The sequence below is a fragment of the Thalassococcus sp. S3 genome (genome assembly GCF_004216475.1).
Taxonomy (GTDB): Bacteria; Pseudomonadota; Alphaproteobacteria; order Rhodobacterales; family Rhodobacteraceae.
Window position 1 is genome coordinate 2,747,648 of sequence record NZ_CP022303.1, and the last position, 16,291, is coordinate 2,763,938.

General features: G+C 62.5%; 19 protein-coding genes. 2 read left to right on the forward strand and 17 right to left on the reverse strand.

Translation table 11 applies throughout. The features are described 5' to 3' along the window. The first annotated feature begins 1 nt into the window (after window position 1). Together CFI11_RS13585 and CFI11_RS13590 are read left to right on the forward strand one after the other, a co-directional pair. On the forward strand, window positions 2–1,384 hold the full coding sequence (locus CFI11_RS13585) for a pyruvate dehydrogenase complex E1 component subunit beta (protein ID WP_130406827.1): 1,383 nt from the start codon (window positions 2–4) through the stop codon (window positions 1,382–1,384). A gap of 10 nt (window positions 1,385–1,394) precedes the next feature. After that, entirely contained in the window at window positions 1,395–2,696 is a 1,302-nt protein-coding gene (locus CFI11_RS13590; protein WP_130406829.1) for a pyruvate dehydrogenase complex dihydrolipoamide acetyltransferase, read from the forward strand. A gap of 12 nt (window positions 2,697–2,708) precedes the next feature. Here CFI11_RS13590 and cysE read toward each other — a convergent pair whose 3' ends face one another. The 17 genes from cysE to CFI11_RS13675 all read right to left on the reverse strand — a co-directional run bounded on the left by cysE (window position 2,709) and on the right by CFI11_RS13675 (window position 16,131). Continuing rightward, complete coding sequence (gene cysE, locus CFI11_RS13595; RefSeq protein WP_130406831.1) at window positions 2,709–3,518, reverse strand: serine O-acetyltransferase; 810 nt, start codon at window positions 3,516–3,518, stop codon at window positions 2,709–2,711. Window positions 3,519–3,631: 113 nt separating this feature from the next. After that, window positions 3,632–3,928 carry a hypothetical protein gene (locus tag CFI11_RS13600; RefSeq protein WP_130406833.1) on the reverse strand — a complete coding sequence of 99 codons (297 nt, stop codon included), beginning with the start codon at window positions 3,926–3,928 and terminating at the stop codon, window positions 3,632–3,634. Window positions 3,929–3,931: 3 nt separating this feature from the next. Then, the gene (locus tag CFI11_RS13605) at window positions 3,932–7,852 is read right to left on the reverse strand and encodes a glycoside hydrolase/phage tail family protein (RefSeq protein ID WP_130406835.1); all 3,921 of its coding nucleotides are present in this window, start codon (window positions 7,850–7,852) and stop codon (window positions 3,932–3,934) included. Beyond that, window positions 7,852–8,295 (reverse strand): NlpC/P60 family protein, encoded by a 444-nt coding sequence (locus tag CFI11_RS13610; RefSeq protein ID WP_130406837.1) that lies wholly within the window; start codon window positions 8,293–8,295, stop codon window positions 7,852–7,854. Before CFI11_RS13610 ends, CFI11_RS13605 begins: the two co-directional genes overlap by 1 nt. Then, complete coding sequence (locus CFI11_RS13615; RefSeq protein ID WP_130406839.1) at window positions 8,295–9,182, reverse strand: DUF2163 domain-containing protein; 888 nt, start codon at window positions 9,180–9,182, stop codon at window positions 8,295–8,297. The genes CFI11_RS13610 and CFI11_RS13615 overlap by 1 nt, the downstream gene beginning before the upstream one ends. Continuing rightward, complete coding sequence (locus tag CFI11_RS13620; RefSeq protein WP_130406841.1) at window positions 9,182–9,814, reverse strand: DUF2460 domain-containing protein; 633 nt, start codon at window positions 9,812–9,814, stop codon at window positions 9,182–9,184. Before CFI11_RS13620 ends, CFI11_RS13615 begins: the two co-directional genes overlap by 1 nt. A 15-nt stretch (window positions 9,815–9,829) precedes the next feature. Then, window positions 9,830–10,492, reverse strand: coding sequence for a phage tail tape measure protein (locus CFI11_RS13625; RefSeq protein WP_130406843.1), 663 nt, complete (start codon window positions 10,490–10,492; stop codon window positions 9,830–9,832). After that, window positions 10,479–10,688 (reverse strand): rcc01693 family protein, encoded by a 210-nt coding sequence (locus CFI11_RS13630; protein WP_130406845.1) that lies wholly within the window; start codon window positions 10,686–10,688, stop codon window positions 10,479–10,481. The genes CFI11_RS13625 and CFI11_RS13630 overlap by 14 nt, the downstream gene beginning before the upstream one ends. Continuing rightward, entirely contained in the window at window positions 10,685–11,011 is a 327-nt protein-coding gene (locus CFI11_RS13635) for a gene transfer agent family protein (RefSeq protein ID WP_130406847.1), read from the reverse strand. Before CFI11_RS13635 ends, CFI11_RS13630 begins: the two co-directional genes overlap by 4 nt. Before the next feature lie 4 nt (window positions 11,012–11,015). Then, entirely contained in the window at window positions 11,016–11,429 is a 414-nt protein-coding gene (locus CFI11_RS13640; RefSeq protein WP_130406849.1) for a phage major tail protein, TP901-1 family, read from the reverse strand. Between the two features lie 17 nt (window positions 11,430–11,446). After that, complete coding sequence (locus CFI11_RS13645) at window positions 11,447–11,869, reverse strand: DUF3168 domain-containing protein (RefSeq protein ID WP_130406851.1); 423 nt, start codon at window positions 11,867–11,869, stop codon at window positions 11,447–11,449. After that, window positions 11,866–12,204: a phage head closure protein gene (locus CFI11_RS13650; protein ID WP_130406853.1), complete on the reverse strand. Its 339-nt coding sequence runs from the start codon at window positions 12,202–12,204 to the stop codon at window positions 11,866–11,868. Before CFI11_RS13650 ends, CFI11_RS13645 begins: the two co-directional genes overlap by 4 nt. Continuing rightward, window positions 12,201–12,800 (reverse strand): hypothetical protein, encoded by a 600-nt coding sequence (locus tag CFI11_RS13655; RefSeq protein WP_130406855.1) that lies wholly within the window; start codon window positions 12,798–12,800, stop codon window positions 12,201–12,203. The genes CFI11_RS13650 and CFI11_RS13655 overlap by 4 nt, the downstream gene beginning before the upstream one ends. 169 nt (window positions 12,801–12,969) lie before the next feature. Beyond that, window positions 12,970–14,151: a phage major capsid protein gene (locus tag CFI11_RS13660; protein WP_130406857.1), complete on the reverse strand. Its 1,182-nt coding sequence runs from the start codon at window positions 14,149–14,151 to the stop codon at window positions 12,970–12,972. Window positions 14,152–14,187: 36 nt separating this feature from the next. Continuing rightward, window positions 14,188–14,730, reverse strand: a complete 543-nt coding sequence (locus CFI11_RS13665) for an HK97 family phage prohead protease (protein WP_371687429.1) — start codon at window positions 14,728–14,730, stop codon at window positions 14,188–14,190. A gap of 23 nt (window positions 14,731–14,753) precedes the next feature. Next, window positions 14,754–14,960, reverse strand: coding sequence for a hypothetical protein (locus CFI11_RS13670; RefSeq protein WP_130406859.1), 207 nt, complete (start codon window positions 14,958–14,960; stop codon window positions 14,754–14,756). Continuing rightward, the gene (locus tag CFI11_RS13675; RefSeq protein ID WP_130406861.1) at window positions 14,953–16,131 is read right to left on the reverse strand and encodes a phage portal protein; all 1,179 of its coding nucleotides are present in this window, start codon (window positions 16,129–16,131) and stop codon (window positions 14,953–14,955) included. The genes CFI11_RS13670 and CFI11_RS13675 overlap by 8 nt, the downstream gene beginning before the upstream one ends. Window positions 16,132–16,291: the final 160 nt, after the last annotated feature.

Consider the following 16,291-nt stretch of genomic DNA (forward strand, 5'->3'; position numbering starts at 1 on the left):
CATGGCAACCGAAATTCTGATGCCCGCGCTCAGCCCGACGATGGAAGAAGGCACACTTGCCAAGTGGTTGGTCAAGGAAGGCGATACGGTCAATTCCGGCGACATCATGGCGGAGATCGAAACCGACAAGGCCACGATGGAATTCGAAGCCGTCGATGAAGGTGTGGTCGGAAAGATCCTTGTCGCCGAAGGCACCGAAGGCGTGAAGGTCAACACCGCCATCGCCGTCCTGCTCGAAGATGGCGAAAGCATGGAAGATGCGGATACGGCGTCCACCAGCGCCCCGGCGCCATCCTCTCTGAACGGTGCCGAGGGCCGCACGCCCGATGCCCCTGCCGCGACGCCGGCGGTCGCGCAAGAGGTCGAGGTCGACGACAGCCCCGACTGGCCAAAAGACACCGAGTTGCGACAGCAGACCGTGCGGGAAGCGCTGCGCGATGCGATGGCCGAAGAAATGCGAAATGACGACACCGTCTATCTGATGGGCGAGGAGGTCGCGGAGTACCAGGGCGCCTACAAGGTCAGCCAGGGCCTATTGGATGAATTCGGCGGCAAACGCGTGATCGACACGCCGATTACCGAGCACGGTTTCGCCGGTATCGCCGTGGGCGCGGCCTTTGGCGGTCTGCGGCCCATTGTGGAATTCATGACGTTCAACTTCGCCATGCAAGCCATTGACCAGATTATCAATTCAGCGGCCAAGACGCTTTACATGTCCGGCGGTCAGATGGGCGCACCCATGGTGTTTCGCGGCCCCAACGGTGCGGCCGCCCGTGTGGGCGCACAGCACAGCCAGGACTATGCCGCGTGGTACGGGCATATTCCGGGCCTCAAAGTGGTCATGCCCTATTCGGCATCGGATGCGAAAGGCCTGTTGAAAACGGCGATCCGCGATCCGAACCCGGTGATCTTCCTTGAAAATGAAATCCTCTATGGCCGCAGCTTCGACGTGCCGGTGCTGGATGACTTCACTGTGCCTTTCGGCAAGGCCCGGATTTGGCGCGAAGGCGAGGATGTGACCCTCGTCAGCTTCGGCATCGGCATGCAATACGCGCTGGAAGCAGCTGAAAAGCTGGCCGAGGACGGGATCAGCGCCGAGGTGCTCGACCTGCGCACGATCCGTCCGATGGACACGGCCAGCATCATCAAATCGGTGATGAAAACCAATCGCTGCGTGACGGTCGAGGAAGGCTGGCCGCAAGGGTCGGTCGGCAACTACGTCTCATCGGTGCTGATGCAGGAGGCGTTCGATTACCTTGATGCGCCAGTCATCAATTGCACGGGCAAGGATGTGCCCATGCCCTATGCCGCCAACCTGGAACGCCACGCGCTGATCACCACGGATGAGGTGATCGAAGCCGTCAAGCAAGTGACCTACCGCTGAGGACAGACAGATGCCGACAGAAATCCTGATGCCCGCCCTCAGCCCAACGATGGAAGAGGGGACGCTGGCGAAATGGCTGGTCAAAGAGGGCGATACCGTGAATTCGGGCGACCTTCTGGCCGAGATCGAGACCGACAAGGCGACAATGGAATTCGAAGCGGTGGATGAAGGCACCGTGGGCAAGATCCTGATTGCCGAGGGCACCGAAGGCGTGAAGGTCAATTCGGTCATCGCCGTGCTGCTCGAAGATGGCGAAAGCGCCGATGATATCGGAGAGGCCGCACCGGCCAAGGCCCCCGAAGCAGCACCCGCCGAAACACCGGCGGAGCCGCCAAAAGAAACCAGCGCCCCGGCCGCGCCGGCATCCGCGAAGGGAGAGCGCATCTTCGCCTCCCCCCTCGCCCGCCGCATTGCCGCTGAAAAGGGTCTGGATCTGGCGCAGATCAGCGGATCCGGCCCGCGCGGGCGGATCGTCAAAGCGGACGTGGAGAGTGCAACGGCAACGCCGGCGTCTGCAGCACCCGAACCCGAAGCAGCCAAATCGCCCAGCGCTACGCCTACGCAGGCCCCAGCACCGCAAGGCCCATCCGCAGACGCGATCGCCAAGATCTACGATGGCCGCGATTACGAAGAGATCACCCTCGACGGGATGCGCAAGACCATTGCCGCGCGCCTGACCGAGGCCAAACAGACGGTCCCGCATTTCTATCTGCGCCGAGATATCAAGCTGGACGCACTGTTGAAATTCCGCTCGCAACTCAACAAGCGGCTTGAGGCGCGCAGCGTGAAACTCTCGGTCAATGACTTCATCATCAAGGCCTGTGCCCTGGCGCTGCAAAGCGTGCCAGCGGCCAATGCCGTCTGGGCAGGCGACCGGATCCTGCAGCTTACCCCATCTGACGTGGCGGTGGCCGTGGCCATCGAAGGGGGGCTTTTCACCCCGGTTCTGAAGGATGCAGAGATGAAGTCGCTCTCCGCGCTTTCGGCAGAGATGAAAGACCTCGCCACCCGTGCCCGCGACCGCAAGCTGGCCCCGCATGAATATCAGGGCGGCAGCTTCGCGATCTCAAACCTCGGCATGTTCGGCATCGACAATTTTGACGCGGTCATCAATCCGCCTCACGGCGCGATCCTGGCGGTGGGTGCGGGCGTGAAGAAGCCGGTTGTCGGTTCTGATGGAGAACTCGCAGTGGCGACCGTCATGTCGGTCACGCTGTCGGTCGATCACCGGGTCATTGACGGCGCACTTGGGGCGGAACTGCTCGAAGCGATCGTGCAGAACCTCGAAAACCCGATGGTGATGCTGGCGTAGAGAGAAGCCCGGTCAGGGCTTCTCGCCAAAACGGTGATCCATGCGGATGGAGGGCTGGTCACAGCCCGCCTCCCCCACGATCTTGGCGGGCACGCCCGCTACGGTCTTGCAGGGCGGGACTTCAGCCAGAACGACGGATCCTGCGGCCACACGGCTGCAATTGCCGATGCGGATATTGCCCAGCACCTTGGCGCCCGCACCAATCAGAACGCCATCTCCGATCTTGGGATGACGGTCTTCTTCCTCTTTGCCAGTCCCGCCAAGCGTCACGGAATGCAGCATCGAGACATTGTCGCCCACGACAGCCGTTTCACCGATCACGATGGAATGGGCATGGTCGATCATGATGCCCTTGCCGATGCGCGCGTTGGGATGGATATCGACGCCGAAAATCTCGGAAATCCGCATCTGGAAGAAATAAGCGAGATCGCGCTTGCCCTGCGTCCAAAGCCAATGACCCACGCGGTAGGCCTGCACCGCCTGATATCCCTTGAAATAGAGAATCGGCTGGAGCAATCGGTGGCAGGCGGGGTCCCTCTCGTAGATGGCAACAAGGTCCGCCCGCGCGGCTTCGACCAGCTCGGGCGCTTCGGCATAAGCCTCATCGGTGATTTCCCGCAGGATCACCATCGACATCTCGTTTGACGAAAGCTTTGCGGCGATGCGGTAAGACAGCGCCTTCTCGATGGATTTGTGGTGCAGAATACAGGCGTGAACCAGCCCCCCCATCAGGGGCTCGGCGCTGACCGCGTCCCGTGCTTCCTGCGTGATCCGGTCCCAAACAGGGTCCACATTCGCAACTTTGATATGAGTTTTGGCCATCGCGACGCATCCTTCTGGTTCGTCCAGAATAGGAACTTAATCGCAAATCAGCCAAACGCAAAGTTGTGATGGATGGTATTTGCAACGTGAATGCCCCGTCGGCATGCGCTGGCTTATCTGCGCACCTGGCTGACCGCATGCTCAATCAGACATTGAAGGACCGTTTCGACACAGCCGCAATAGTCGGGATCATCAAAAGTAGGCTCGTCCGCCAACACACGCCTCCGTGCAGCCGCCATAAGGGATCCATTGCCCCAGCGCGGATGCATCCGCCCCGTCCTCAGACGATGCCGCTCGGCGAGGACTGCTTCGCCGATCATCTGGCGGCACATCCAACGTCGCTGCGCCTCGGGCGTGCCAAGCAACACGCGGGCCGCACTTGTGACATCGCCATGGAGAACGGGGCGCATAGCTCACCCGCCGATCGGGATGGAATAGGATGCAAAGAGGCCCGGCCCATATCGGGCCGAAATCTGTGCAACCTCTATTCGAACAATACCGCTCGCTCCGTCCACACCTTGTTGTGCGGCCGTATAAGTCCAAGCGGGCTGGCCGACCGTCTCTTCGCGCAGGATATTGTCCTCCTGAACCACTCGCACAAGATAGCTCTCGCTCTCCTCGCCCAACGGGACTTCGACAAGGTCCCAGCTGTCGCCTTCGATCCGGGTCCGGCGGATCCAAGTGGCGGCAAGATCGCCATTCGATCTGCGAGAGAGACCAAGATGCGCAGGCGCATAAGGGCGCAAACCATTGCCATCGAAAGCTTCCACACGATGCGTATATGACGGGTCGTCAAGGGATCGGCGCGCCGGGCCGATCCGGTAATTCTGAGAGACGCGACGCTGCGCCGATTTCAGGTCGATTTGCACCGGTGCGGCATTCAGCAACACAAACCAAGACCCGACCGGCCAGAAGTCCGGCGTCAAGGCATCCGTTCCCAATTGTCCCCGCAACCGCTTGGACAGGAGGTACGTTTCCGGTGCGATCAGTTCCGCAGCTTCGAACTGAAACACCTCCCACCGGTCGCTCGATCCATCTCCAATCGCCGCAAGGTTCGCTCCATTCAGTACCGCTTCGCCCGATTTGGACTCCAGCTGACCGCTGACCAATTTCACCTGCAAGGCGTCCCCATGATCCCACCGCCCGCTGCACGCGCGGGCAAGCGGTGTCTCCGTCGTTCCTATAATGGAACGTGCCGCGATGATCTCGGACAGCAGGTAATTGTCATCGGTCGCCGACGCATAAAGAGCGACCGACCCCGGCCATGGATCTGCGGTAACGGCCAGATGCGGCGCATGTGGCACCTCATCTCCGGTTATGAGAGGCAGGTCCAGAAAGAGGGGCAAAACCGGTGCCGGCGGCACGAAGGCGCGAACCACTCCGCTGTCCTCTACCATGTCGGCAGCGCGGTAGATCGACGGTTCGACACGCACCGCTTCGATCAGCTGCAACCCCGATTGGTCAACCCGGTCGACCCGAAACACCGCATCACCCTCTTGAGCGTCCGCCGGCAGACTGACCAGGTCCCCTGCCCCAAGCGCCATTTGCGACGGGGGAAGCGCAAAGCGGATCTTGTCCCGAGAGATGCGCGCCTCAGCCAGCCATCTTTCGGCAAGCTGACGGCCCTCTGCGCGTGTCATGGACAATGAGAGTTCGCTGGAGGCGACCGCATGTGTCGCTTCATCCGGCAGAACCGCCTCTTCCGCAACGGCTTCGTGGTTTGCGTCGGACTGCACAAACCGGGCGCGCACACGGCCCGACATGTCGGCCTCCGCCTCCCGCGTCTGCTCCAGAAGTCCGTCAAGTTCCTGCGTTTCGACCAACAGATCGCGGTCTATCGTGATCGGTTCATGATCGTCCCGCATGATGAACTTCAGACGACCGTCCCGCTCCACCGCATCGAACCCATATCTCAGCATCAGGGGCTGCAGTGCCGCGCGCGCGTCGCCCAGATCGTCAAGCACGTATCCCCGCACGATGCCGAACAGCTCGGACGTGTCGATATCCGTCAGATCCGCGCGCGCGCAGATCTCCTCGACCACCGAAGCAAGGCTGCGTGACCCGGAACGGCCATTGATCCAATGCCCGCGCGCATAATTGGCTCCGTCGCTCCAAAGGCTCCGCGTATTCGGAAAGAACGGGAAAGGCCGGGCATCCCATGCCCAGACATATGCGTTCTGCATGTCGATCATCTGGCCGTCGTAGAGATCCGAATGAGGATTGTTCTCGGGCTCCGACCAATACGCCAGCATCGTGTTCAGATACTGCTTTTGGATCAGATCATCTCTCACACCGGTCGAAAATCTTGGGGTACTCGATTCCGACGATTTCGGATCGACAAACTTGTTTGGCTCATTGGTGCCCTTGTCAATTGCCGCGCAGCCCAGTTCCGTAAACCAGATCGGTTTCGATCTGGGCTCCCAAGCCGTCGACTGCTCCTGCCGCTCTCCCGCGATGCGTTCGTGGTGCGCATTGGCCCACCAATTGTGGATGTCCTTGTATCTCCAGATCCAGGGCTCATCATGGGCTTCGTCCACGATCTCTGTCCGGATTTGCGCCGCTTCCGCCTCGGGGGAGTGATAATACCAATCATATCCCTCACCGCCTTCGATATTCGCCGCCAGATAGTCCGGGTTGTAGATACTTCCCCATGCCGCATCCGCGTGGTCCTTGCCCTCGCGCCAATCCGACAGGGGCATGTAATTGTCGATGCCAATGAAATCGATGTGGCTGTCCGCCCAAAGCGGATCGAGGTGAAAATAGCGATCACCCGAACCATCCTGCGGCTGATAGCCGAAGTATTCAGACCAGTCCGCCGCATAGCCAATCTTTGTCTCCGGCCCCAAAAGCGAACGCACCTCGACCGCAAGATCCCGCAACGCCTGAACAGCCGGAAAGCCACTGCCCAGGCCCCGGATCTGCGTCAGGCTTCGCATCTCGGATCCGATGCAGAAAGAGGCGACCCCGCCCGCCGCCGCGCAAAGCGCCGCGTAATGCAGAATGAACCTGCGCATGCCCCATTCCTCCGGCCCGCTATAGGTCACGGTGCCATCCCCGACCGTAAAGTCGCTGGCCGACGCCGTTCCGAAAAAGGCGGCAACCTCTGCATCCGCTTGTGCTGTCCCGTCGGGCGATCCCGCGCGACCGGGCGCCTCTGAAAGGGTGATCCGCCCCCGCCACGGAAGTGTAGGTTGATCCTCCGCATCGCTCCAGGGATCGGGAAGCCCGTTGCCCTCTTGCTGGTCCATCAGGATGAAAGGATAAAACATGACCGATTGGCCCTGTTCTTTCATATGTCGGATGGCCTCGACGACCGACGCATCCGCAGGCGTGCCGCCATAGATCGGCCGATCGTCAACCTTGGCAATCTCCTCGGCCGTGCTCCTGCTCAGCCCCGCAACGTGCCACGGCATATTGCCCGCCTCGTAGGTCTTCCGCTCGACCATGGGGCGCAACTCGCAATTCCCGCATCTCAGATCTGTCCCAAACCAGGACACAATCAGCGACGTCGCCCCGCAATTTGGCAATTCGTTGCGCAATGCCTCCAGCGAGGTTTCGAAATCGCTACGTCCCGAGGGGCTGTTCAGGTTGGCCGCCCATTTGCTCGCCGGGCCATCCTGATAATAAACAGGCGTGGTCGCGAGGGCATATTCCCCGGTACCAGGCATCAGCGCCACGCCGCGCACCGCGTGGCTGACATCGGTCGCATCGGCCTGGTGTGGTCTGGTAACCTCGAACGAAAACTGTGGAACCCGATTGCCAAACCGGTCGAGAGCCAGGTTCTCGATCACGATGTAAGCCGTACCACGATAGGCAGGTACCTCTCCCGCGCCTTCGATCGCTTCGATCAGAGGATCCGGCAGTTGGTCTGCCGAGCCGGGATAAACCTTTATATTCAGGTCATCATGGGCAATTTCTTCGCCATCCGCCCAAATGCGGCCAACGCTTGTGATCTGCCCTTCGCACAACGCAATCGCCAGACTGATCGAATAAGTGTAGCTGGTCGTCTGCGGCGTGCTGGGTCCACCCTTTCCGCCACCACTTGTTGTGGTGGTCTCCATGAAATCGGACGCCCAGATGACATGCCCGCCCACCCGCATCCGGCCAAAGACCTGGCCAATCGGTGCGCCGTCCGCGGAATTCGTCAGCCGAAAGCGATCCACTTTACCGGTTTCGACCGGCGCCGATCCCTGGCCAAGCAGCCGCTCATCAATGACCTTGCCAAGGGTCGCTCCGACGGCCCGACCGATCGCGACGCTCGAAAGCCCTGCAAAAGTGCCGCCAATCGAGCCGCCAATGGCCGCCCCTGCGGATGAAAGAAGTATGGTGGCCATCAGCGCACCTCCAATGGAAATTCGAAGCGCGCCACAACGCGGCGCCGCCAGGGTTCGCTGTACGGGCTTTCGACAACACCATGACTCGAATAGGCATGAATAAAGCAACCGTTCGGGCCCACCGAAGAGACAATGCCAAGGTGTTTCGCGACCGCACCAGAGCGCATTCGAAACAAGATGACGTCACCCTCATGCTCGTGCCGGATATCTTTGGCCTTCAGATGGCGGGCCGCTGCACGCCACAAACGCTCCTCCCCCTGAGGCTCGGACCAGTCCATCGAATAAGCCGGAGCCGTTTCCGGTTCCGCACCCACCACCTCGCGCCAGACCCCACGAATAAGGCCCAGACAATCCGTCCCCGCCCCAAGCGTTGCCGATTGGTGGCGATAAGGGGTCCCGATCCAGCGCCGCGCTGCCGAGACGACTTCAAAGCGCGCCCCCATCACCGACGGCTCCCGCCCGAATTTGTCCCGGAACTTCGGGGATACGCGACCATCCAGTCTTCACCGGGAACATCTGGGAAGCCCTGAAAATTCAGAATGTTGTTGAATTTCAGTCGACACGTCTCAAGGCGTTTGTCGCATCCCGCCTCAAGCCGCACCTCGTCACCCGCCTGAATTTGTCCGCGAATAGGCTCCCAAAGCTCAATCTGCCGAACGCCTTCAATCAGCCGGTCCCACTTCACGCTCCCCCAAAGCCCCTCAGCGGCTCCTGTCACGACCGTCAGTCGCCCCCTGCCGAACCAACCGGGTTCAAAGCCGGGCAATTCCGTCCATCGAAAGACCCGCGTGTCATCGATATCCTCGACAGGCGCGATATGCGCATAGCCGGGGGTGTCCAGATCAAACCGGCATTGCCCGTCGCCCAGAACAGCCGTGCAAGGCTTTTGATAGACCCGCCCAAGCGGTCTGTTGAGCGCTTCCGTCAGCCCCCGCAGCTCTGCGTGAAAGGCGCCGTCCGCTCGACGCACCTCGCCTATCGTTCCGCGAAACTGCAGCCATCTCACATCCGGATCTGACCAGTTTACCAACCATGCCTTGACGTCTGCGCCGTCAAAACGTCCTGCCTCGATGTCCTCCTCGGTCACCGACGCGTCGCTCAACGCTCCAACGGCTTCGCTGTTGTCCACCGACAATCCGGTGCTTTGCTGCAGGGCCAGGGCCGTCAATCCGCTGTCGGCCTTGAAGGTGATATCCTCAAAGGACAGCGGTCTGTCATGATCCGTAAAGCCAAACGATGCGCCATCTTTCCGCGTGATGGCCCATGCCCGGCAGAGTGTTGTCAAACCGCTCTCGATATGGGTTCTGAACTCCGTGCTCATGTCGTGCATCAGATCCTTACCTCCACCACGGGGACATTCGGAACATCCCCCGCTTGGAAACTGGCAACGCTGGTCTGAATCCGGTCCGTGTCAAAACGCACGGGCACGTCGAATTCAAAGCCTGCCGTGATCTGCATCGTCTCATCAGGCGCGCGTTCAAACGTGATCATCCCCGTCGTGGCATCCACGTGATAATGTACGCTTTCGCGCATCTCATCATCTTCGACACCGATGCGGACAGTGCCTTCGACCGGCTTGCTGATCGGACGTGCATAGGAATAGGCGCCGGAGTGATAGACCTTCATCAAGGGAAAGACCTTGGTGACACCATCCCCGACAGCGATTGTCTGGTCTCGATAGGTCGGCTCCTGCGACGCCTTGGCGGATTTGTAATCCGACCAGTCCTTCCAGCGAAACGCGAACATCTGACCCTGTCTTGATTCAAAGAACGCGATCAGCGTCTCGATGTCATCAAGGGACCGCATGCCCAGACCCGCATCGTACCGCCTGCGCGAATGTGCCCAGGGTGTGTTGCGTTCCTCGAACCCGTTGGCGAGTGTCACCACATCCGTGCGCCGCTCCGGCCCCCCTACCGAGCCAAAGCTCAGCGATGCCGGAAATCGTACCTCGTGAAAGTTCATGGCTGTGTCTCCGCCTTATCGATTGCGGTTGCCGCGGGTCAGCGCGCGGCTCATCTGAGCGGCGATTTGGCCCTGGCTCCGCTGGAAGCTCTGTGCGTCCGGGGTCGAGATGTTCATCACGATCGTGGCCCCGCCGCTGCCGCCACCTGCGCGCACGCCCAGCTTTCCATCGGGCCCGCGCGCCAAAGGCATGATCGCTTCCGGCCCAGCCTCGCCCATCAGGCCCGTGCCGCCGCGCATCGGAAAGGTCGTCGGGCCGGACACGACGCCCCCATTCGCAAACGGCATCACCCGGCCCTGGGAAAAACTCCCTCCCTTCGCGAAGGGCAGAATGGTGCTCACAAGCCCCTCCACACCATTTGCAAGCAAACCGCCAAAATGATCGGTCACCGGCTTGATCGCGGCGTTGTAGGTCGTGTTAATCATCGACTGCGCGACGGTCTCCAACGCATCCGACAACTTCATGCCGTCAAAGACGACGCCATCGAAGGCCTTGCGCAAACCCCGTGACAAGCCTCTCTCCAACGTTGCCACATCCTGGCCCGTTGCCGTCAGGCTCTCGCGAACGCGCCTCAACTCGCCATCGAACGACGCCGCGACGCTGGCCGTCGCGCCAAGCGTCTGGCTCAGCCCCTCCGCCTGCACCTCCAGGTGCTCGATCCCGTCACTCTCTTCCATGCTCCGCCCCTTTCCTGGTGTCCGGATACGCCGCCAGCAGGTCATCCAGCCTCGCCCGCGACATCGGAGCAGCGCCCGCGCCCTGCCCCAGCATCAGCTGCAATTCCGCGGGCGTCAGCTTCCAGAATTGATCCGGAGTGAGCCTCAGCCCCTGCATCCCGGCCCGCATCAGCGCGGGCCAGTCAAACCGTGTCATGCCGCGTCCTGACCCGGCACCATGAAGGCCCGTGCCAAAAGCTGCGCCGCCGCGCGGGCCGCTCCCATCGGCCCGCCATCGATCTCGGCCCGGCCCACCTCGGCTTGTGAGACCTCAAGGCCCCCGCCCCGCAGGCCCGCCGTGATCAGCGCCAGCACATCGCGGCTGGAAAACGCGCTGCTTTCAAAGCGCTCCACCAGCTCCACCAGCGACGCGGCCCCAAGCCCGTCTTCCAATTCAGCCAAAGCACCCAATGTCAGCTTCATCGCGCGCCGCTCCCCGTCGATGACCAAAGCCACCTCTCCCGTCCAAGGATTGGCCATCGGATCAGAGCGCCGTGAACGTCAGCGCACCCGCGCTCGCCATCGACATCTCATAGGTCGCCTCGCCATTGTGGGTGCCGGCATATTCGATGGAGGTCACCTGGAACGCGCCCTCAACGGTGCCGAAATCCGGAATGATCACCTGGAATTCCGGCGTCTCCCCGTCAAAGAAAAGCTGCCGGGCCCGCTCGTCGGTATCGGCATCCTTGAACACGCCCGATCCCGAAATCGCCGCCGATTTCACCCCGGCGCCCGCCAGAAGCTCGCGCCACCCACCCTGGCTCTCCAGGCTCGTCACATCCACGCTCTCCGCGTTGAAACTGACCCGCGTGGCGCGCAGGCCCGCGATGGTTTGAAACTGACCGTCCCCGGTCATATCCACTTTGACCAAGAGGTCCTTACCGTTCTGGGCTGCCATCTTTTCTCTCCAAGACTTCAAAGGGTTGGTGTGTCATCCACGCGGGCGTGGAATCTCAGATCAATCTGGCGGATCGTGCCCGCCCGGCCTGTGCGCCGTGCCGTGGCCCGGTCGAAACGCATCGACACCAGCGTGCCCCGGCTAAGCGCCAGATCCGCGTCCTGCAGCGCATCGCTCACCGCCGCCGCCACTTCCTTGGCCGCGCCAAAGCCCGCGCTCTGCGTAATCACGCTGACGATAAAGCGATGCTCCGCCCCATCCCCGGTGACGTCGGAGCGATCCAGCACCGTCTCCGGCCCCAGGCTCACGTAAAGCTCCGGCACCGTGCCCGCCGGGACCGCGTCATAGACATCGCCTCCCACCAGCGCGCTCACGCCCGCATCGGCCAGCAGATGCTGATAGACCGCTTCCTGCAGCGCCTGTGACATCGCATAGCTCATGCCACGACCTCCTCATCGGCAAAGCAGGTCAGATAGCGGCCCTGCGGGTCCCGCTCTGCCACGGCATGGATCACGAAGACCCGGTCACCGTCCCGAAAGCGTTGCTCAGGCTGCGGGCGCTGCGCCGATCCCATCGGCGCGCCGCGCACGACGATCTTGTAGGACATCGCCGCGACCGGCGTGCCCGCCTGCGCCCGCTCCCGCCCCGACCGGGCCGTCACATCCGCCCAGAGCTCGCCCAGAGCGGTCCAGCTCTCGACAAACCCGCCCGCGCCATCGGCGGTCCGCACCGGAGCCTCCAGCACCAGCTTGCGGTTCAGACAGGGCGCGTTCATTGCACCCGCCCCATATACAGCCGCAGCGGCTTGTAGCGTTCGATCAGGCTGGTCACGCCAAACGGCATGCAGCCGTCGCCGAGCGATGTATCATCGCGATATTCGTAGTAATGCGCCGCCAGCAGCAGGACAGCTTGGCCCAGATCAGCAGGCAACCCGCCCCAATCAGCGGCGAAGCCTGCGGTAAGTCCGATCTCCACCGCACCGCCCTGCGGCACCGCCGGCAGGCTCGACCCCATCGGGCGCAGACGTGGACGCTGGGCGTCCGGCTCCAGCCGGTAGGCATCGCCCGCCAGGCTCTGCCGCAGACCGTCCCGGTCCACCAGTTCGACACTGCCGATCCCTGTCACCGGCGCCACAGGCAACGGCTGTGCCCCCGCATCGCGCCAGGCATTCAGCGTCAGGCTGAAATCGCGTGCGATCAGGATCTTGCTCGTCCTCGCCTCGATCGCCGCCATCGCCGCCCGCAGGAAACTCCGCAGCACCTCATCCTGCACGCTGTCCTCGCCGAACCCGGTGCCAAGCCGTAGGTGGGCCTTGAAGCGGTCCACCGGCAGGGCGCTGTCAGGTATCGTGCTCTCTTCGATCAACATCATGAATTCACTCCGAAATTTCCTGCCCCTCGGCACCTCTCCGGGCACCGGGAAACGGACGCGCACCTCCCCACATTGCTCGGACGGAGGGGAGCAGCTAGACAATATGGAGGGTCTACTCAGGCACGCGCCCGAACCGGAGGCCGGCGAACCGGCCCCCTATCGCCCTCGCTTACGCGGTGGCGAATTTCAGCAGCTTGATCGCTGCAAAGTCGCTCACATCGCCGCCGACGCGCTTGGTCGCATAGAACAAAACGTGCGGCTTGGCGCTGAACGGATCGCGCAACACGCGCAGGTCCGGACGCTCCGCCACGGTGTATCCCGCGCCGAAATCACCAAACGCGATCGAGTAGCTGCCGGACGCCACTTCGGGCATGTCCTCGGCAATCACCACCGGATAACCCAGCAGACGCGCCGGCTCACCTGCCGCCAGACCATCGGCCCAGAGGAAGCGGCCATCGGCATCCTTCAGCTTGCGCACCATGCCGGCAGTCTTCGAATTCATCACGAAGGTCGCGTTGGCGCGGTATTCCGCACCCAGCGCATAGACGAGGTCGATCAGCTCGTCGCCATCGTCGAAGTCCGCATCCACACCGGTCGCGACATAGCCGATATTGCCCCAGGTCCAGGTGTCGTTCTCGACCGCCGGATGGGTCAGGATACCCGTGGGCTTGTCCACTCCGTCTCCGTTGACAAAGGCAGCCGCCTCGGCGCGGGCGAACTTGTCCGCGATGCGGCCAGCCAGCCAGCCCTCGATGTCGAACGCGCTGTCATCCAGCAGCCGCTGCGAGGCTTTCGGCAGCGCCGACAGCTCGTGCAGCGGGATCGAGATGCGGTCGATCTGCGGCGTGCCCGTCTCGGTCGTCGCAGCGTTTTCCGTGGCCCAGCCCGCACCGACATCGGTGTGGTCGACCAACACATCGTACGAAGTCGCCTCGACATTCACGACATTGGCCACCGCGCGGATCGACGCTGCCGATTTCAGAACCGACTGCACCGTTTCCGAGGTCTGCGGGTCCACCAGGTAACCGCCATCGCTGTTGACGGCCGTCGACAGCGCCTTGCCTTCCAGCTCCAGCCCGCGCAGCGCGTCATCGTCGCCCGAACGCAGGTAGGCGTTGAACGCCTTCTGATGCGGGGCGCCGGTATCCGTTTCGGCGGCCAGATGCGGGCGCGCCGCGATTTGAGATTTACGATCCAGCATGGTCAGTCGCTCTTCCGTTTGTTGGAGTTTGATTTGAATGGTGTCTTGAAAGCCCTTGAATTCAGTCACGAAACCGGCCACGGCCTGCTTCACGTCCTGAACCGGAGACAGATCTTCCCCGGCCCGAGCCTTCGTCTCGGTCTTGCTCATCAGCACATCCTGTTTGAGTGTGAGAAAAAGGCGCGTTTACCGGCGCGCCAGCTCCAGCCGCGCACCCTCAAAGGCCGCCGCCAATTCACGCAGGTCAGTGTCCGCCTCGGGCGCATCGCCCTTGGCCGCCACCCGCGCACTGGGCAGCATCGGGAACGTCACCAGCGACACCTCCCAAAGCTCCAGTTCGGTCAAGAGCCGCTGGCCCTTGTCATCCTTTGCCGCCTTCACCGTCCGGTAGCCGATCGACAGCCCGTCAATCGCCCCCGCCTCAATCAGGGCTGCGGCTTCGCGCCCCTTCTCGACGCTCTCCAGCAGCCGGCCTTTGACGTAAAGACCGCGCTCATCCTCGCGCACCTCGTCCCAGATGCCGATGGGCTGTGCGGGGTCGTGCTGCCACAGCATCTTGACCTGTGCGCCGGTCTTCAGCGAGGCCGCATAGGCTCCCTTCTGGACGATATCGCCCCCCTGATCGATCTGACCGAAAAGGCTCGCATAGCCCTCGATCACCGTCCCGTCCGTCACGCTCAGCCCTTCGCCAAAGCGCGCGAATTTCCGTTCCAACCCGGTGTCCTGCATCAGGCACCCTCCTCTACTGCGCGTCATACCACCAGAAACGACTGAAACGCCTGAGCCAGGATCACCGCGACCACCCCGTAAACGGTCAGCCACAGGCGCTTTTCCAGCCGCTCCATCATCTCTTCCAGCCGATCCAGACGGCGATTGATGTTGTCATAATGGATCTCGGCCACCCGCTCATGCGCCTGCAGCCTCAGACCCGGCGCGCATTCGAACCGCGCCTCATGCATCGTCGACCACGGGCGGCAGACCCAGCAGGCTCCGCTTCTCCGCATCCGTCAGGAACTCGGCCCCACTCACTCGCGCCCATTGCGCGTCCCGCTCCGCAGCCAGCGCCGGCACCTGATCGAGGTCAGGCTTCAGCTCCACCATCTCTCCGGTAAACCGCGTCAGCCAATCCGACAGCGCCGCCGCCACCCGCGTCGCCAGCGGCAACACCGTCAGGCGGTAGAAGGCCCTGTTCGCCTCCTGGTAATTCGCGTAGGTCGCGTCGCCCTGAATGCCCAGCAGCATCGGCGGCACCCCGAAGGCCAGCGCAATCTCCCGCGCCGCTGCCTCCTTTGTCTGCTGAAACTCCATGTCGCTGGGCGAAAAGCCCATCGGCTTCCAGTCGAGTCCCCCTTCCAGCAGCATCGGACGCCCCGCATTCCGCGCGCCCTGATGGTAGCTCTCCATCTCGGTCACCAGCCGGTCATACTGATCCTCGCTCATCGACCCCTGGCCTTCCGCTCCCCGATAGACCAGCGCGCCCGATGGCCGCGCCGCATTGTCCAGCAAGGCCTTCGACCACCGGCTCGCCGCGTTGTGGACATCCACCGCCATCGCCGCTGCCTGCATGGGCGAGAACCCGTAATGATCGTCCTGCGGATGAAAGCTCTTGATATGGCAGATGGGTGCCGCGCCTGCGCTCATGTCAAAGCGGTGCTTCTTGCCCCCCACCGCGTATTCATAGGCCACAGGCCAGCCATCCGCACCGGGTACCACCGACATCCGGTCCGACCGCAGCACATGCAGCTCCAGCGGCACGACGCCCTCGCCGAACACCGCCTCGACATAGCCGTTGCCCGACAGTAGGAGCTGCCCGAACAGCGCCTCCATCAACTCCGCCCGCCCCTGCGCCGCATTGGGCTGCCGGATCAGGCTCAGAAGCGGATGCGTATCATAGCGTTGGCTGTGATCCTGCAGCACCAGCGGCAGCGCGGCAGCGGCCTCCGCGATCAGCTTGACCGATCGGAACCCCACCGGATTTCCCGAAAACCCCGTCCGTGTGAGCGAGACGGTGTCGCGCGGGCTCCACGCCACCCGGCCCGAGGAGTGATAGGCCACCACCGGCCCGGTGGCGCTCGCCTTCTGCTCCGGGGCGCTGTCACCGCCGCTGCGACGCAGGAAATCAAATACCATGTCTCATGCTCCTCTTGGCGCCGCCGGTCATCTGCCCGCGGCCTCGTTGAAACCCGTTATCCTCGGTTTTCTTAAAAATGCTGGAAATGCACCGTGCGGTGCCGTTGCGCGGGGCGAACAGCCGCCCCGCGCGGCCCGTGGGCCCGCCTCAACCGCGTCA

What these genes read in the sequence shown, in the direction of transcription:
- CFI11_RS13585 (WP_130406827.1), top strand. Translation starts at nt 2, where the DNA reads ATGGCAACCGAAATTCTGATGCCCGCGCTCAGCCCGACGATGGAAGAA.
- CFI11_RS13590 (WP_130406829.1), top strand. Translation starts at nt 1,395, where the DNA reads ATGCCGACAGAAATCCTGATGCCCGCCCTCAGCCCAACGATGGAAGAG.
- cysE (WP_130406831.1), bottom strand. Translation starts at nt 3,518, where the DNA reads ATGGCCAAAACTCATATCAAAGTTGCGAATGTGGACCCTGTTTGGGAC.
- CFI11_RS13600 (WP_130406833.1), bottom strand. Translation starts at nt 3,928, where the DNA reads ATGCGCCCCGTTCTCCATGGCGATGTCACAAGTGCGGCCCGCGTGTTG.
- CFI11_RS13605 (WP_130406835.1), bottom strand. Translation starts at nt 7,852, where the DNA reads ATGGCCACCATACTTCTTTCATCCGCAGGGGCGGCCATTGGCGGCTCG.
- CFI11_RS13610 (WP_130406837.1), bottom strand. Translation starts at nt 8,295, where the DNA reads ATGGGGGCGCGCTTTGAAGTCGTCTCGGCAGCGCGGCGCTGGATCGGG.
- CFI11_RS13615 (WP_130406839.1), bottom strand. Translation starts at nt 9,182, where the DNA reads ATGCACGACATGAGCACGGAGTTCAGAACCCATATCGAGAGCGGTTTG.
- CFI11_RS13620 (WP_130406841.1), bottom strand. Translation starts at nt 9,814, where the DNA reads ATGAACTTTCACGAGGTACGATTTCCGGCATCGCTGAGCTTTGGCTCG.
- CFI11_RS13625 (WP_130406843.1), bottom strand. Translation starts at nt 10,492, where the DNA reads ATGGAAGAGAGTGACGGGATCGAGCACCTGGAGGTGCAGGCGGAGGGG.
- CFI11_RS13630 (WP_130406845.1), bottom strand. Translation starts at nt 10,688, where the DNA reads ATGACACGGTTTGACTGGCCCGCGCTGATGCGGGCCGGGATGCAGGGG.
- CFI11_RS13635 (WP_130406847.1), bottom strand. Translation starts at nt 11,011, where the DNA reads ATGGCCAATCCTTGGACGGGAGAGGTGGCTTTGGTCATCGACGGGGAG.
- CFI11_RS13640 (WP_130406849.1), bottom strand. Translation starts at nt 11,429, where the DNA reads ATGGCAGCCCAGAACGGTAAGGACCTCTTGGTCAAAGTGGATATGACC.
- CFI11_RS13645 (WP_130406851.1), bottom strand. Translation starts at nt 11,869, where the DNA reads ATGAGCTATGCGATGTCACAGGCGCTGCAGGAAGCGGTCTATCAGCAT.
- CFI11_RS13650 (WP_130406853.1), bottom strand. Translation starts at nt 12,204, where the DNA reads ATGAACGCGCCCTGTCTGAACCGCAAGCTGGTGCTGGAGGCTCCGGTG.
- CFI11_RS13655 (WP_130406855.1), bottom strand. Translation starts at nt 12,800, where the DNA reads ATGATGTTGATCGAAGAGAGCACGATACCTGACAGCGCCCTGCCGGTG.
- CFI11_RS13660 (WP_130406857.1), bottom strand. Translation starts at nt 14,151, where the DNA reads ATGAGCAAGACCGAGACGAAGGCTCGGGCCGGGGAAGATCTGTCTCCG.
- CFI11_RS13665 (WP_371687429.1), bottom strand. Translation starts at nt 14,730, where the DNA reads ATGCAGGACACCGGGTTGGAACGGAAATTCGCGCGCTTTGGCGAAGGG.
- CFI11_RS13670 (WP_130406859.1), bottom strand. Translation starts at nt 14,960, where the DNA reads ATGCATGAGGCGCGGTTCGAATGCGCGCCGGGTCTGAGGCTGCAGGCG.
- CFI11_RS13675 (WP_130406861.1), bottom strand. Translation starts at nt 16,131, where the DNA reads ATGGTATTTGATTTCCTGCGTCGCAGCGGCGGTGACAGCGCCCCGGAG.